General features: G+C 44.1%; 13 protein-coding genes. 1 reads left to right on the top strand and 12 read right to left on the bottom strand.

Going from position 1 to position 16,949, the window contains the following annotated elements:
* Positions 1–130: 130 nt before the first annotated feature.
* From L0M98_RS17835 to L0M98_RS17780, 12 genes are all read right to left on the bottom strand, one after another.
* On the bottom strand, positions 131–1,222 hold the full coding sequence (locus L0M98_RS17835) for a FecR family protein (protein WP_237961833.1): 1,092 nt from the start codon (positions 1,220–1,222) through the stop codon (positions 131–133).
* Positions 1,223–1,308: 86 nt separating this feature from the next.
* Complete coding sequence (locus tag L0M98_RS17830) at positions 1,309–1,929, bottom strand: RNA polymerase sigma factor (protein WP_237961810.1); 621 nt, start codon at positions 1,927–1,929, stop codon at positions 1,309–1,311.
* Positions 1,930–1,954: 25 nt separating this feature from the next.
* Positions 1,955–2,584 carry a class II aldolase/adducin family protein gene (locus tag L0M98_RS17825; protein ID WP_227217083.1) on the bottom strand — a complete coding sequence of 210 codons (630 nt, stop codon included), beginning with the start codon at positions 2,582–2,584 and terminating at the stop codon, positions 1,955–1,957.
* Positions 2,585–2,715: 131 nt separating this feature from the next.
* Positions 2,716–4,071, bottom strand: a complete 1,356-nt coding sequence (locus L0M98_RS17820; RefSeq protein WP_227217084.1) for a TlpA family protein disulfide reductase — start codon at positions 4,069–4,071, stop codon at positions 2,716–2,718.
* A 74-nt stretch (positions 4,072–4,145) separates the two neighbouring features.
* Positions 4,146–5,483 carry a TlpA family protein disulfide reductase gene (locus tag L0M98_RS17815; protein WP_237961808.1) on the bottom strand — a complete coding sequence of 446 codons (1,338 nt, stop codon included), beginning with the start codon at positions 5,481–5,483 and terminating at the stop codon, positions 4,146–4,148.
* Positions 5,484–5,507: 24 nt separating this feature from the next.
* Entirely contained in the window at positions 5,508–6,596 is a 1,089-nt protein-coding gene (locus L0M98_RS17810; protein WP_227217086.1) for a thioredoxin family protein, read from the bottom strand.
* 77 nt (positions 6,597–6,673) lie between these two features.
* The gene (locus tag L0M98_RS17805) at positions 6,674–8,251 is read right to left on the bottom strand and encodes a PKD-like family lipoprotein (RefSeq protein ID WP_227217087.1); all 1,578 of its coding nucleotides are present in this window, start codon (positions 8,249–8,251) and stop codon (positions 6,674–6,676) included.
* 20 nt (positions 8,252–8,271) lie between these two features.
* On the bottom strand, positions 8,272–9,099 hold the full coding sequence (locus L0M98_RS17800) for a DUF4843 domain-containing protein (protein WP_227217088.1): 828 nt from the start codon (positions 9,097–9,099) through the stop codon (positions 8,272–8,274).
* Positions 9,100–9,110: 11 nt separating this feature from the next.
* Positions 9,111–10,502 (bottom strand): RagB/SusD family nutrient uptake outer membrane protein, encoded by a 1,392-nt coding sequence (locus L0M98_RS17795; RefSeq protein WP_227217089.1) that lies wholly within the window; start codon positions 10,500–10,502, stop codon positions 9,111–9,113.
* 16 nt (positions 10,503–10,518) lie between these two features.
* Entirely contained in the window at positions 10,519–13,857 is a 3,339-nt protein-coding gene (locus L0M98_RS17790; RefSeq protein ID WP_227217090.1) for a SusC/RagA family TonB-linked outer membrane protein, read from the bottom strand.
* Positions 13,858–13,965: 108 nt separating this feature from the next.
* A complete protein-coding gene (locus L0M98_RS17785; protein WP_227217091.1) occupies positions 13,966–15,132 on the bottom strand; it encodes a FecR family protein in 1,167 nt (388 codons plus the stop codon).
* Positions 15,133–15,222: 90 nt separating this feature from the next.
* Positions 15,223–15,801: an RNA polymerase sigma-70 factor gene (locus tag L0M98_RS17780; RefSeq protein WP_227217092.1), complete on the bottom strand. Its 579-nt coding sequence runs from the start codon at positions 15,799–15,801 to the stop codon at positions 15,223–15,225.
* 131 nt (positions 15,802–15,932) lie between these two features.
* On the opposite strand from L0M98_RS17780, the gene L0M98_RS17775 reads away from it, so the two are divergent.
* Complete coding sequence (locus L0M98_RS17775) at positions 15,933–16,850, top strand: DMT family transporter (RefSeq protein WP_227217093.1); 918 nt, start codon at positions 15,933–15,935, stop codon at positions 16,848–16,850.
* Positions 16,851–16,949 lie beyond the last annotated feature (99 nt).

The following is a 16,949-nucleotide window of genomic DNA, read 5'->3' as shown; positions in this document are numbered from 1 at the left end:
TGACACAATGTGGTCGTACCCACACTTCGGGTGGATTTTTTTTCATAACTTTGTTTGATTTTATAAGTTTAACACTTAGAACAAAAAGGGATTCGATACATGGTTTGGTCGCTCTGTTTCGAGCCCTTTTTTATTTTGCTTTTCTCACTATCACAACATTATCTTCTATTTCAAATTTCACGTTTGTTCCTAACTCAAATAAATTCAATAACGAGCTTACATCCGAATATTTATCCAACGTTCCGGATAACTCCACGTTTTTCAAATCCTCCGAATCAAACTGCACTTTCAAATCGTACCAACGGGCTAAAATGACCATAATCTCCGACAAACGCTGTTCCTCGAAACAGAAAAGATGATCTTTCCATGCCGTGTACAATCTTGTATTCACCTTACAGACCCGAGGTAATTCGTTCCCTATCTTGTAAGTTAATTGTTCCCCGGGACGCAACACGATTTCCGGTTGCGACTCATGCACGTAACTGATTGCCCCTCGTTCCAAAGTCGCGATCATCGTGGTCGAGTCGTAGACAGCCACGTCGAATCCCGTACCCAATACTTTCACGTCACCGGCAGCCGTGTTCACGATAAAAGGTTTACCCGGATTACTTTTCACGTCAAAATAAGCCTCCCCCTTCAAATAAACCTGTCGGGAATCCCCCTTGAACTGAAGCGGGAAATGTAACTCCGTCTCGGAATTTAACCACACGTTCGTACCGTCTGACAAAACCAGATGATACTCTCCTCCACGAGGAATAATCAACTTATTATAACTCTTTTCCGTCATGACAACTTCACTTGCCTCCTCTCCGCGTATCACTCCCGCAGAATCAATATGGATAACTCCTTCCGTGGTTTCTATCCTCGAGGAACGAGCCTCTTTCAGGTCAAGCGTCCGCCCGTCATTCAACACGAGCACCGCTTTCCGTTCCCCGGGAGTAATCACCTTTTTCACCGAAGGCACATTCCCCCGTTGCTCCGGTTCCACTTGGAACATCCAAACCACCCCTAAAAGAACAGCTACCGAAGCCGCTACCGAACTTACCCGAATCATCACCCGGCGACGATTACGCCTTCTCAATTTCCCGAAAGCCGCATCAGCATCAAAACGTCGCTGTTCCTCATACTTTTGTTTTAGATAATCCGGTCGGGAAAGCCTCCCGGCGATCCGTTCCTCCATCGAATCACCGACAAATTCTCTGTCAGAACTTTCCTCTTCCAAAAAAAGTCCTTTTAGATAATCCGTAACCCGCTTGGATCTATTCGCTATATTTTTCCAATCTCGTATCATTTCATGTTTCTTCTCATTTAAAGAACACATGACTTTAAAAAACGGGTGACAAAAAAAATCAAAAAAATGAACCACCCCTCACCCAAACGTTCACGTACATAAGCATACGCCCTCTTTTTCTGCGTCTTAACGGAATTTTCGCTTATCTGCAATTTTTCGGCAATCTCTTTCACTTTATCGCCATTCATACTCATCAACAGCACATCCTTCTGCTGCTCGGACAACTCGTCCACTATCGCGTAGAACCTGTTCACGACATCTTCCTCCACCGCAATCTCGATCACAGGATCAAACTCTTCCTGCTCCTCCAGCACTTTCTCTCCCCATTTCTCGTAAAGTCCTTGAGCGTACCCTTGATCCCGTACCAGATTTAATGAACGGGTATATACCGCCCGATACAAATAAGCTGTTAATGAAGGACCATCTTCAAACCGGATAGATGAATCCCATATTTTAATGAAACAATCCTGAACAACATCCTCCGCAACATCCGTATCTTTCACGATTTTCAAGGCATAGTTACAAAGTGCAGGATAAAATCTCCTGTACAACTCTCTCCACGCTCCCTCTCGCTTCTTGTTCACATTTTCAATAAAATGATCCATAATTACAATATCCAATTCTAATTCAGATCCCATCACCTTAATACAAAGATGCAAATAATTATCGAGAATTTAAACGTAATCTCTTCAAATTCTCGACATCTTTTTTTCCAAGTACCTCATATCTACCTCTACTTTGAACGATAATCCGGCACGCCATCTCGAAAAACAACGCCCGTTGAAGCACATCGTCAAAATCCTTCCCGCATACCACCTGCCCGTGATTACTCATCAGCACCGCATCGTGTTCCCGCATACCGTCAATCACCGCTTGCGCCAACTCCGGCGAGCCGGGACAATAATAAGGAATAACAACAATCTCCCCCACGTGATAAGGCACCTCCAATGTCACGTTAAAACTTTCCGGTTTCTCCTTCATGCACGCCACAACAGTCGCGTACTCCGATTGGAAATGCAACACCACGTTCACGTCCGCCCGCTCCCGCATAACCCCCAAATGAAAAACACTCTCCATGGAAGGTCTTACCCCGTTCTCCGACAGCCCGCTCACCACATCACATACCGCCACCCGCTCCCCCGTCAAAACAGGCAACCATGAACCCGTTCCCGAAACAAGAGCCTTCTCCCCGACTCTCCATGACAAATTCCCGCTACTGCAAAGCATCAACCCTGCCTCACCATACCGGTGCGCTTGGGTCACAAAGTACTCTATATTATCTTCTGTAATCATAACAAGCACAAATAACGTGAATTAATTCAAAGAAAACAAGAGAAAGAAACGCCTCCAAAATAAAATCCGGATATTCCTAATATACAAGGAATACCCGGCCTATCAATTAACTGCCAATCAACACCATCCTATCATAATCCCGGCAAAGATTCCAATATTTTCAATGTTCCGGGATCCGAGGGACGAGACATCTTGCCATGTATGTAATTTCCCTCCCTATCAATAAGCATAAACCGAGGAATTCCTTTACAAAAAATAGCCTCCATAAACATCTTATCCTCTCCTATATGTAACTGGAGCCCACACAATCCTTTCTCTTTCACGAACTTCTCCCAAATCTTCTTATTGCCATCACAAGAAATCCCCACAAAACAGATATTCCGTCCCTCCAACTTCTTTTCCAACTCTTTCAAATGAGGAATTTCCGCATTACACGGTCCACACCACGTTGCCCAAACATCAACATAGATATACTTACCTTTCAAATCGGCAAGCCTTACCTCTTTCCCGTTAACATCCTTAAAATTAAAAGGATAAGCCGGAGCTCCCTGTTTCAAATATTTCAACTCGCCCCACACCTGTTCATACTCCTTCACGTAATCCGGACGAGTCACACATTGCCGGAAAATTCGGTCTAACTCCTCTTCCGTACCTTCTATCCCATGAAGAACAATGTACTCTCTCACCGCATTCACTACCACATCTTCCAAAACACGCTTATCCTTAAAGTTTTCTTTCGCTATTTTCAATACATTCAATAATGTTGAATAAGGAGTTGTTGAAGTCTCTTCCATTCTCGCAAGAGCCGACGTAACCCGAAACAAAGATTCAGTGTATTCCAAAATCCCCCATGACTCCGGATCTTCATCCAATGCCCGGTGCAATTCCGTACAAGTTTTTCCGGAAAATTTCATTGACCTATCAGAACTTGCGCTAAGCACATAAAAAGCCAAATAATCATTCCGTGAATATTTTATCCGTTTTTTCTCTTTAACTACAAAATTAACGTCTAAATCACGAGAACCAAGCACTTGCATTCTCTCCTCATTCCATTTTTGCAACTTGCTCCTAAAAGAAAGCTCATCTAAAATACAATCATATCGTTCAATGGGATTCTCCTCCGACACATTCAAATACGTGTTAATCGCAGCTCCCTCCCCCTCAAAACTCACACCGTCACTACCCACTGTTGCTTTCCATGGCTTACCCGCTTCCAACCACACGGGAAACCATTTCCGTTCTAACCATTGCGGAAGATATTTCAAACTAATACACACACGAGCGTACTCTCCCCCGCTAACAGGCAAACGGGCAAAAATTTTCCCTTCATCATTCGCTCCCAATTCTATCCTTCTATCCCTTAATTCCAATACCACACTTCCAACCACCTCTTCTTTAACCTCCAACGTCATCTCCGCCATCTTCTCTTGCGTGTACCCATTCCCGAGAAACAAACTCAAACAAAATAACAAAAACACTTTTTTCATACTTCCCTTGCTTCTTTATTGCTTCGCGAACTTTTTACGATATAATAAACTTACTCTCCATCATTTCCCGAAATCTATATACCGGGTAAAGCCTCTAAAGTTTTCAATGTCTCCGGATTTGAAGGACGAGTCATATTCGCATCAATATACTTCCCTTCCCTATCAATCAACATAAAACGAGGGACACTATTACAGAGAACGGCATTCATAAACTCTTTATCACCGTTCATGTACACTTGAACCCCACCCAACTTCTCTTCCTTCACGAAAGCTTTCCAATTCTCCAGCTCAAAGTCACAAGAAATACCTACAAAACAAATATTCTTTCCTTCCAGTGCCTTTTCTAATTTTGCTAAATACGGCAATTCCGCATTACAAGGTCCACACCAAGTCGCCCATATATCAATATAAACATACTTACCCATAAAATCAGACAAACTAACTTCATTTCCCGTTGTATCTTGAAAAGTGAAAGATATTGCCGGCTGTCCCTTGAACAATTTCTTACACACGTCATACATCTTTTCGTATGCCATCACGTAATCATTCCGCTCCACACAAGCCCGATGTACTCGGTCTAATTCCGACGCACCATCCAATCCCTTCTGTCCGGCGTACTCCATAACACTCTTGTGCACGATATATTCTACTAACCGCTTGTCCTTATAATTTTCCGTCGCCAACTTTAACACCCTCTGCATACGACCTACCGCATCCGAAGTCTTTTCTTCCTCCCCGGCTAACGCGAATAACGCCCTTTTGATAGCCTCGGGATACTCCGGTATTCCCCAACAAACAGTCTCCTCTTTTGCAACTTCCTTCAATTCTCCCAAATACTTTTCGGAAAGGACTATTTTCTCCGCACGCTCATCCACCCGAGAAGCCATCTGCGCCAAATAGTACCCCCTCAACCAATGAATACGTTTCATCTCCCGTGCCGTATAATTGGGGTCTAAATCTCGCTCCCGAAGTATTTTCTCCCTCTCTTGCACAACCTGTTCCAACCTTTCCAAATAAGCGGCTTCACTCATCACGTAATAATCTCGAAAATATATCTCGTGCATCCAACGCCTGTTCAAATAATTATTAATATCTGCCCCCGCACCCTCGAAATGTAATTCATTCCATTTCAATTTCGTAGTCCAAGGTTTTCCATCTTCCAACCAGACCGTGAAAGCAAAATCTCCTACCCAAATTCTAGCGTACTCCCCTCCATTCAATGCCAACGCAAAAGATGTTGTCCGCAATGAATCACCCCGTTCTAAAGTTAAAGGTATGCGTTCACTTGCTGTTTCCAATACTACAATTCGCTCGTCATCCAACGGCAACGAAAAAGTAAACGCCGTTTCCGCATGTCCTCCACAAGCATGGAACAATACCATCAAAATAAATACAAACATCCAATTCTTCATAACCATTACATTATAATTTTACTATCACTTCTCCAGTACATAAGGAATAAACTGTCCCAACGAGAACTTGAATTTATCATTCGTCGTTTCCGCCAGCAAATTCTTGGCAAGTTTCAATATTCGCTCTTGTTGTTTTTTATTCCCTTCACGTTTAATAGTTTGCGACAAAGGGAAAAAGATTGCCAACAAATGTTCATGCTCAATACGGGGAATACACTCTTCGCAAGTTTCCAACAACTTTTCCACGTCCCCGCTTCTTTGTGCCCGTGCTATTTGTGCAAACATCTTCAACCGGGGTTTACTCGGGAAACGATACCCTTCCATCTCTTTCTCGATAGCGTCAATAGCCGCCACTCCACTTTGCCTATCCCGACCGGTAATCATATTAGTCAACTTCAAATCAAAAGCCGTGGCGATTTTCTCGTTTACACATTCCTCCCCGATACTTTTTTGAAAACGGGAAGCATGAGCCAACAAATAATTCATATTCGGAGAACCCACTGGAGTCAACGCCGGATGTTCATAAATAAACCAATAAGCCGTATCCACCCGTTGCTCATCATTCAAACCTTTTAATAACACATCCGCCACCTCAAGCACTTTCACGTCATCCACAGCTAACAAAGCCCTAGCATAATTTGCCAAAAAATGTACATCACGCTCTCCCTCCTCGTATCTCTTCGCTAAAACCCCGATAGCCGTATCCTCGTTCAGTCCTTCGTCCACCCGTTTAATGAAATCTGCGACCGTTTCACTTCCTCCCGCCAACCGATGTTGCACCTCTCCTCGTGTATTCAATATTAAAAACGTGGGATAACTCGAAACTTGATACCGTTTCATAATATCAGCCCCCTCCTTATCTCCCGTGTCATATTTCACGCAAACAAACCGGGAATTCATGTACTCCCCCATTTCATTTTGCGGGAATACATTCATTGCCATATATTTACAAGGCATACACCAAGACGTGTAAACATCTACAAATACCAATTTTTTCTCTATTTTCGCTTTTTCCAAAGCCTCGGCCAACGTCAAATCCTCAAAATTCGTTTGAGCAAAAACCCCCGTTTGCAACATCATACATGTTGCAATAATATACCATATTTTTTTCATTCCCGTAAAATTAAATAATCACCAACATGAAATTAAAGAGCGGCTTCCGTCACGCACCCGGAAACCGCTCAACCAAATTAGCAGTATCTATAAAGATTACTATACAACCCCCACATGGATGAAAAGTAAAACATAAAACGTACTTTCCCTTCCCCCTTCATCTCCAACTCCGGCATTAAAGTCAAACCACCATGGACAGACCACCCGAAAGAATGTATCGTATAGCTCGTTCCCGAAGAAGTTGCCACTATCAACCTATCAAAACGGCTATCATACAATGCACCTTGCCACTCGGATTCATTATAGTCATAATTATTCCCGATAAATTTACAATAAGTCACTTCCCCCTCGAACGTATAAATATCAATCTCGAACTTATCATTATCAATATCATAACAAGACAAACGATTATCCTTAATAAAGTAAATCAAATTACTGGTCTGATGCATCGTGTAAAAATCGGCTGAAGCAAACGCCTCGCATCGGGACACGGGAATCGTGCGAGCAAAACGAATAGGACCGTATTCTCCATCCCACCATTCCATGGAATTTAACCCGTACAGCACCAAATTATCACGGTCATCTTTCTTCTGCATCAAAGCATAAGCCGCGCCGTTATTCTCCAAATTTGCCGGGTCTACACTACCATCCGTTTGTCCCATATAAATCAAATCAGCGTTCAACCCCGTGGGAGAAATCCTCAAAGCATCCTCATCCCGAAAAGCATTTCCGAAATATTTTATATCAAACACGGCATTAAAAGTTCCCGGCGCTTCAAGCAAAACAAACGAAGAACTCACCTCATCATACACTAGCATCGGATTACTATACCCCCAGCTTACCACGTAAGGAGCTAGGTGATAATCGCCCAATAATGCAGGCATAAAAGCCACTTTATTCCATAAATAAGCTTTCCCCCCGTGCAACAAACTCGCCGCACTAGACATCTGCAAGAACGCTTCGTTATTTGAAGTAGAATAATCCAAACCTTCATGAAACAATTCATCGGTTCTAGCCAAAACCTTCTCATCATTTACCCGATACATCAAAATATCTTTCTCGCTCACGGGAACCAAGCACTCTTGCCAACTTTCCAAGTTTCCAGTTGCCGGATTATACCACTCGTAATTATCTGTGCTCAACACGGATATCGGCTTCCCTTTCATAGGTTCCCCTAAAACCAATGATAATTGATTCTCGGCGAACTCAATACCATTTTCCTGTACCAAAGAAACATCCATATCCGTATTCCCGTCCTCCGTTTCCTTCAAAATAATCCACCCGCGGTTAATACGAGGCACAATCGTGTAAGTAAAAGAAAGAACAGCCTGTAGCCCCGTTTCCAAGTAAGTAGCTTCCACAGACAAAGTAACTCTAGTCGTCGTATCCACCCTCCACTCCAAATGCTCGTCTTCCGATATCAACTCTGCCCGAGAACCGTGATATCGATACCAATTATAGGAACATTCCACTTCTTCTCCTCCCATCATACACACAGGAGTAATATCAATCACCTCCCCGGTTTTCACCGATCCATTTGTCACATTACCAATCACCAAATCCGGCAAACGATGGATGGTATTTTCCTTGTCATAACAAGCCGTGAATAACAGTCCTGCCAGCAGAACCATCATAAAATTATATATATACTTCATACCTTATCTTATTTAATTATTTACCAATATGCCACCGTTGGAAAAATCAATTCCGAATTAGGGTCATTAGGATCAACCCGCAAAGGCGGTAACCCCTCTGCGGCCCGCTCTGCATTTTCCGCTCTCAACTCCCGGTTAAAAACATATAAATAATAATTTTTCTTATCAACATCCAATGAACTAATAAACTCATCATCCCAATTCTTCCCTGTTGCCCGAATCATAAATTCATGCCGCACGAAACTCCACTCTCCAGCAAAAAAATATTCATCCCACTCGCTAGGTTGCGACAAACAATCTGCGATTCGCAACCGGATATTACAAAATTTCGGATCCCCCGCTTTCAAATCTTCCGAATCCGCAATCCGAAAAAAAAGCGTGTAAGTCGTATCCCGCAGCGAGCGATCCCGTAACACTAGTACAGGTATCCGTGCTTCCATTTCACCCGGTTCCAATTTCAGAAATCCCGCTACACGTTCATCATCAAAAGGCACATAATGCACACCCGCAACAGCTTGGCGAGGAAAAACCCGCAACACAGAATCCACAACAGTACCTTCCTCCCCGTAAATATATTTCCATTCCCGTCCCTCGTATTGCTCCAACTCAATCCGACTACTTTTCTCTGTCAGCAAACCTTGAGGACGCACCGTCAACCACACCGTATCCATCATCAAATCATCATCCTTCCCGACAAAAGAATAGCTATACACATCAGGAGCCAAAGAATTTCTATTTAGCACAAACTGCACGCCCCTCCATGAAGTATTTTCATCCGGCAATGCTTTCTCGCAAGCAACGCATACCCACATCAAACACAAAAACAATATTAATTTACGCATCATCATAATCTTACATTTTAATAATTTTCAGTCGTACCCAGTTCTCTCAATGGCAACGGCAACACGTAATCATCCTTACCGTTCTCCCTGTTAGACCACCGCATCTTTACCGTCCCCATACGCTTATAGGTAAAAAACATCTGCCCTTCCGCGTAAAACTCTCTCAAGTACTCCAACAAAAGCTGTTCTTGTCGATTCCCATCCGTCAACTCGGTGACTGCCACTTTTCTTGATGCCAAAAATTCCTTGTACACCGTGTTTGCCTCCGCCAGTCCGGCACATTCGGCAATAATCAAATACATCTCCGACAAACGAATCAACGGTACACACTTGTACGGAGCCTTTTTATCCGTATCATACGAAGCCATATTACCATATTTATTCGGACACTGATACTCTCCATTTGCAGCGTACCACAACCCCGAACGAATATCCTCTTTAGAATACAACTCGGTAAGCCTGCTTACCGTCTGCATAATAGACGCATAAACTCCATCCGCATTCTTATCCTCGTATTCCTCTAAACTCAAACCAAACAATTGTTCGCTATTATAAAAAACCCGATCAAACAAATTCAAATCCTCCTGTGTTCCCAACTTAAATACCTTTTGATCGGCAATCGCCACATCTTTCACCAAACGAGCATAGCGTGCAGCCTCATCACGTTCACCCAACCACAAGTGAACCCGTGCCTGCAAGCCCAACACGGCATAGTAATTCATCCGAGTCTTACGACTGCCCCCGTAAGTTGAAGCATTTTCATTTCCAGCTATAACGGGATCCACTTTCCGCAACAACAACTCCGCCGAATCCAAATCCGTGCAAAGTCGGGACATATACTGTCGGTAATTACTGTAAGGATAATTCTCCAATTGCACCGTTGTCTCGTAAGGCAAGTACAAATAATTTTCGTCCACTTGAGTCGGCATAGGTCCCCACAACCGGATCAAATCAAAATGAGCGAAAGCCCTCAATCCCAACGCTTCCCCTTTGTATAAAGCCCTTTCACCTTCGGTCAACACGCCCCGTTGAGCATCAATATTCTCCAGCAACACATTTACATTAGTAATAAGCTTATATTGCTCCAAAAACAACGACGACAAAGCCATTTCAACAAAACGCGCACGATAATCGTGAATCACGTAATCGTATGCCGTTCCCTGCGATGCTGCCACGTACCACATATTAGCCATATATTCAAGCGTCTCAGTTATCATCGGACCATCCGGCGAATAATTATTCCGCATCAAAGTATAACACCCGACCAAGGCATCGTAAAAACCACCTTGTGTCTTGAACATATCTTCTTTCACGATCTGCGTTTCCGGCTGAATCGTCAACCAATCCGTGCAACCCGATAAACCGAAAAGCACACAAAACACAATCAACAAATTCTTTATTTTTTTCATACGTACTCGAGATTAATTAAAACGTGCATGATATTGAAAACGAAGGCTTCACGGCAAACGGGTAAGCCGTTCCCCGCTCCTGCTCTATCGTGGACAAATACAAAAGATCCATCATACTGGCCGACAAACTCAAACGCTCCATTCCCATATACTTACAAATACGCCGCGGAAAATCATATTGCAAATTGATATTTCTCCATATAAAAGTAGACTCATCCATCACAAAACGATTATTAGCAACCGTATTTTTAGTGTTTGCCAATCCCCTGTACGGCGTTTTATCTCCCGGTTTTTCCCAACGATTAGTCAAAACCCGTTTATCAACATTTACCTCAACATAGGCATTTTCCACTTTATTCAACAAAGTTTGATTCAACTTCTGCCCTCCTAACCGCAATTCAAAACCGGTATTCAACGAGAAAGACTTGTAACGGAACATCGTACTAAAACGCGCATTCACCTTCGGCACCTCATTCCCGACCTTCACCTTCGCCTGCATATCAATTTCCGAAGAGATACGTCCATTCCGATCCATATAAAGCACCTCTCCAGTCATCACATCCACGCCCGGCGAGATAAACGTGTAAATTGCATCCATCGATTCGCCTTCCTTGTATTGCAAATAAATAAAAGACCCAGTCTGATTATTTACCGTTTGCTCATTCTGCTTCTTCATTGCGTCAGAAAGAGTTACAATCGTATTCTTATTCCACGACGTCGCACCCCGCACCGACCACATAATATTCTGATTCCGCAACAAATTCACAGAAACGTTTACCTCTCCTCCCACGTTGCGCAAGTTACCCACATTCTCCGTGTATTCCTCGAAACCGTGTGAATACGTCAAACCCAAATCCGAGATGTAATTCTTAGTTTCTTTCCGGTAATAATTCCCTTGAATGGACACAATTTCGTTAAACAAAGTCAAATCCACCCCGATATTATGCTGATACGTGTTCTGCCAACGCAAATTTTCATTTCCGATACCCTTCAACATGGCCCCCATATCCCCCTCGTACCGTTGCGATCTATCATATTCATATGTCGTTAAGGCCTTATATGTATCGCTAGGCAAAGCACTATTCACCCCGTAAGAATAACGTAAACGAAGTAAATTCACCCAAGGCAACCGCTCTTGAAAAAAATTCTCTTGGCTGACCGTGTACCCACAACCGATAGACCAAAACGGCGCAAAACGATTATTGGAACCAAAAGAGGAAGCTCCATCCAAACGATAAGAAAAATCAAAGAAATAACGACTAGCGTAATTATAGTTTCCGGTCAATGTAAAACTCACCTGACGCGAATGAGACTCCGAAGAAGAAGGACGTTCATTCCCGAATTGCGCAGCATTAGAAATATCCGTGAGATTATCATTCGCGAATCCCCTCAACCACAACATATAACCTAAATTTTTCGTTTCGGAAAAACTCCCATCGACACCACCATACACACTATGACGCCCAAACGTATTTCCATAAGCGGCATTAAAATTCCACTGCCAAGAACGCATCTCTCGATATTCCCACGTATAACTTCCCTTTCCGTCAGGATCCGACACTTGATTAAAATCATTACTGGATTTAGGTGAAAACCTATCATCCCGGTCTGTCTGGGTCGTGTAACCGATATTGGTAGCTAATTTCAATCCTTTTGCCACATCCCACTCCACGCGAAAAGCATTTCGAATATTCGTGTACTTACTTTTATTAAACTTATTAATAGAAGCCTCCCACAGTGGGTTGGGACAAAGATCAACACCCGTGGTTGAACCAAACGTGTAAAAAGATTTCACCACACGACCGTTTTCGTCATAAGGATACCAATAAGGATTCATTGTCACGTAATCAGAAAAAGTACCGTAAGGACTTTCTTCCGAATTATTCAATCCCAATGTAAAAGTATTCATGAATCGAAACTTGTCAAAGAAATAACTGATTCCCAAAGTCCCATTAAAATTATTCCGGAAAGATCCCTTCATGGCTCCCGCCACACATTTATAGGACAAATTCATGGTATAACGGAATTGCTCGTCACCACCCCCCATATCCAACATATAATCCTGACCGATACCCGTGCGAACAGGTTTACCAATCCAATAAGTATCCACGCCCTCGGCAACAGCCCTTGCGTTTTGTCGGTACAAATCTTGGCGCACAGCACTATTGTACAATCCGGCACGCTCCTCCAACTCCAATTTCTCCTTGGCACCCAACAAATTATAACTGGACAGATCAGGAATCTCCACGTTAAGCCCGGCAGTAACAGAAATCCGTAATTTTCCTTGCCGAGGCTTCGTCGAAGTGATTACCACCACCCCATTCGCACCCCGTGATCCGTAAAGCGCCGTGGAACTGGCATCCTTTAATATAGTCACCGACTCCACGTCCGCCGGGTTCAAGTCCATCACTCGCTCCAAAGTCACCTCGAAACCGTCCAGCACAAACAACGGCTGATTCAACTCAGCACGAGCCGAACTCTGCAAATTCGTGATATCCGGCAATCCGGAAATTCCCCGAATCTGAATCTCCGGCAACACGTTCGGGTTCGACCCGTATGTATTATTCTCTCGAATCACGAAAGCCGGATCAATATTATTCAACGTCTGCAACAAATTCCGGTTCCCGAACGCCATAATATCCTCTTTCGTGATATGCTTCACCGCACCGGTGAAACTCTCCTTCGGCTTATTAAAAATACCGGTCACCACCACCTCGTCAATCTCCGCCAAATCATTCTTCATCACGATATTCAAAGGCTTGTTATCCTTTTTCAAACGCACCTCCTGTTTTTGGAAACCCACGTACGAAAAAATCAACACCAGCGAATCCCGTTGTGGCAAATCAAAATTAAACTTCCCCTCGAGATTCGTGGTAAAACCAATTGTAGTACCTTTCACCTGAATAGTCACCCCCGGCAACGTCATCCCGTCAACATCCTTCACCGTACCCATCACCGTAATTTTTTTCAAGGTATCGGCAGCCACCAGTGCCCGCACATAGTGAATCACAACGAAATTGTCATTAATCTCGAACTTCACGTCACACCCCTTAAACAAGGCACGTAAAGCCTCTTCCAGCGTGGCGTCAAAAAAATCGACATTCACTTTCTTCGCCACATCAATCTTCGAATTACTGTAAAAAAAATCCATTTTTGTCGACTCCGAAATCCGGTTCAACACCTGCTCGATCGTGGCATCCTTCATTTTCAAATTAATACGTGCCGTTTGCGAGTACACCGCCGCCGACAAATGCATCACGCACACCAAACACAAAATACCTGTTATTCGCATGACTAATAAAAATTTTTTCAGCCATCTGGGGGGATTAAGCCCCAAATCACATTTTTTTTCCATACATTTGTTTTTAAGATTTATAACTCGTCTTGTCCTCCATCGCCAAACGTCGGGCAAGACATTTACCCATCAAATACCGGAATACCATCACACGTTTCCGGTATTTATTTATCCTTCCGAAATCACTATCGTTCTCCCTTTCACGCTGAAACATACCGAACTCGTGCTCTCTATCATCCGTATCAAATCATCCAACGGTTTGAACTTCACCATTCCACCCGTGAAACGGGTTTTCTTCACGTTCTCGTTCGTGAAAAAAATTTCCACGTCATACCAACGAGAAATCTGTTTCGCTATCTCCTCCAACTCCACGTTATTAAACATGAACCTACCATCTATCCATGACGTGTACAACCGTATATTCACCTCCCGTTTCTCTAGCTCACCCGCTTCCCCGTACGCCTGCTCTCCCGGAACCAGCGTAATGGGTTTCTGTGTACCGGAAGCCACTTCCACGCTACCATCCACCAACGTGGTCGAAACCATCTCGTTATCCGTGTAAGCATTCACGTTAAACCGAGTACCCAGCACCTTCACGTCCATTCTGGAAGTCTCCACGATAAAAGGTTTATTCTCGTCCCGTGCCACTTCGAAAAAAGCCTCACCCGACAACACCACCCTTCTCTCCTTTCCCGTGAAATTTTGAGGGAATATCAACTTAGTCGCCGAATTCAACCATACCCTCGTCCCGTCCGCCAACACGATCTGATACTCCCCCCCTCTCGGAACAATCAACTCATTCTTCCTCTCTTCCCGTGAAGTCACAACAGTATCCTCCCGGGAATAACGTAACAAGCGATTCGAATCCACTTCCACCCGAACATTCTCGCCTCGCGCAATCAACATATTCCCAGACGTACTATCCAACACCACGGTTTTCCCGTCAAAAAGTTTCAACACGGCACGCTCCGCCCCCGGGCGAGCCACCTCGCCGAATTGCCGATGCAAAACAATCTTTTCTTCTTTCAACCCCTGCCACAAAGCAAAAGCAATACCCAACGGCAAAACAAACATCGCCGCATACTTCCACCACATGCGCAAACCGATCCGTTTTCTACCGCGCACTTTCAATTTCCTCAGCGTACCCTCCACGTCCGGGTTAAACTCCCGCCGCAACAATTTCGCTTGCTCGTGCAACCTCCGCATCTCATCGAAAATCACCCGATGCTCCCCGTCAGCTTCCAACCAACCCGACAATTCCCTCTCTTCCTCTTCTGACAACACGTCATCGAGTTTACCGGAAATCAATTCATATACCCTGTCTTCAATTTTCATTCTCTATGATTTTTACATAGAGTACTGCAAAACACGAAAACAGGGTGAAGAAAAAAATGATTTTTTTTGAAAAAAAATATCCGAATATAATTACCTCCTCCCGTAAAGCAACAAGAAAAGAGTAAACTGTCCCCGTTGTAAACTTTCCCTCAAAGTCTTATAGGCAATCTTAACCTGAGTCTTCACCGTGTTCACCGAAATATCCAAAGCCTCAGCCACCTCCCTGTACTTCATATCTTCCAACACCACCAATTTAAAAACGGTCTTACACTGCAAAGGCAATTTCTCGATCTCCCCCCACAAACGATTCAACTCCGCACTTTCGAACTCGACAACCTCTTCGGGAGCCTCCAACTCCTGTTTCAAACCCTCCAAATCAACACGTTCCCGCCTATCTTTCAAGAACGTGAAGCAAGCGTTACGCGTGGCAACAAACAAATAACTATCAATGGATTCACCTTCCGAAATCCGGGCACTCTTCTGCCATATCTTCTCGAAAACCTCCTGCACGATATCCTCCGCCACATCGAAATGCACGACAAACGTGGCGGCAAACCGACACAAATTCTTGTAACGAGTACGGAAGAGAAAATCGAAAGCAGCCTCTTTCCCGGCTTTCAAATCCCTCGTCAAAATCGCCATATCCCGATATTTCAAATTCTCTTCCATTCGCTTGCATCAATTAAACTCGACACTCCCAAAAATCCACATCCGAAATTGATTTTCAAAATTAATAAAATCCCGGAACAAATCTCTGATTTTAGTCCTACTTTTGTAACGAACATTTAATTCAAGTTCACATGACCAGAGAAAAATGGCAAGGACACATCGCTATTCTAATGACAAACGTCATCTTCGGATTGAACACCCCTATCGCCAAAACATTAGTCCCGGAATGGATTCACCCGTTTGCCCTCACGCTGGTCAGGATGTCATGTGCCACCTTGATTTTCTGGAGTATTTCCTTGTTTTTGCCACGAGAAAAAGTAAGTTTTAAAGATTTGACAATACTCTTCTTCGCCGCCCTCTTCGGGCTTATCGGGGCACAATTGTCCTTTGCCGTCGCCTTGCAATACTCCTCGCCCGTCAACATCTCCCTTATCGCCGCCATGACTCCCGTCATCGTTATGCTCATGGCAGCCGTGTTCCTGAAAGAACCTATCACCGGCAAAAAAACAACCGGAGTATTTATCGGGGCTTGCGGGGCATTGTTATTAATACTTCAATCCACTCCCGCGGGTGGCGGGAGCAATCACACGCTCGGCACTCTTCTCTGCATCGTGAATATAGTGACTTATGCCACGTACCTGATCATCACCCGCACCATATCGCGGCGTTACTCCCCGGTCACTTTAATGAAATGGATGTTTCTCTTTGCCGCGCTCGTTGCTCTCCCCCTTGGCCTCGACAAACTCGGCGAATCCAAAATATTCATGACACCAGTGCTTGACCTGAACGCCCTGCTACGCCTCGCGTACATCGTCATCATGGCAACCGGAGTCGCTTACCTGCTCGTACCCATCGCCTTGAAACGTATCCGCCCGACCACTGTCAGCATGTACAACAACGCCCAACCGATCATCGCCTCGATCGTTGCTATCCTCATCGGACAGGATAGCTTCACGTGGGACAAACCCGTCGCCGCCCTCCTCGTGTTCCTCGGCGTCTACCTCGTGACACAAAGTAAATCACGAGCCGATATCGAGAAACAATCGTAATTTGTACCTGTACTGAACAAAGGGAATACATGCACGATTCCCACAGGATTCGTGGTATAATTCCGGTGTAATTCCGCATCACTTCCGTCATGAACGCTA

Origin of the sequence: Butyricimonas sp. DFI.6.44 (genome assembly GCF_022132345.1) — a bacterium.
In the GTDB taxonomy this organism is placed as follows: Bacteria; Bacteroidota; Bacteroidia; order Bacteroidales; family Marinifilaceae; genus Butyricimonas; species Butyricimonas muris.
This window is presented reverse-complemented; position numbering and strand designations above follow the sequence as displayed.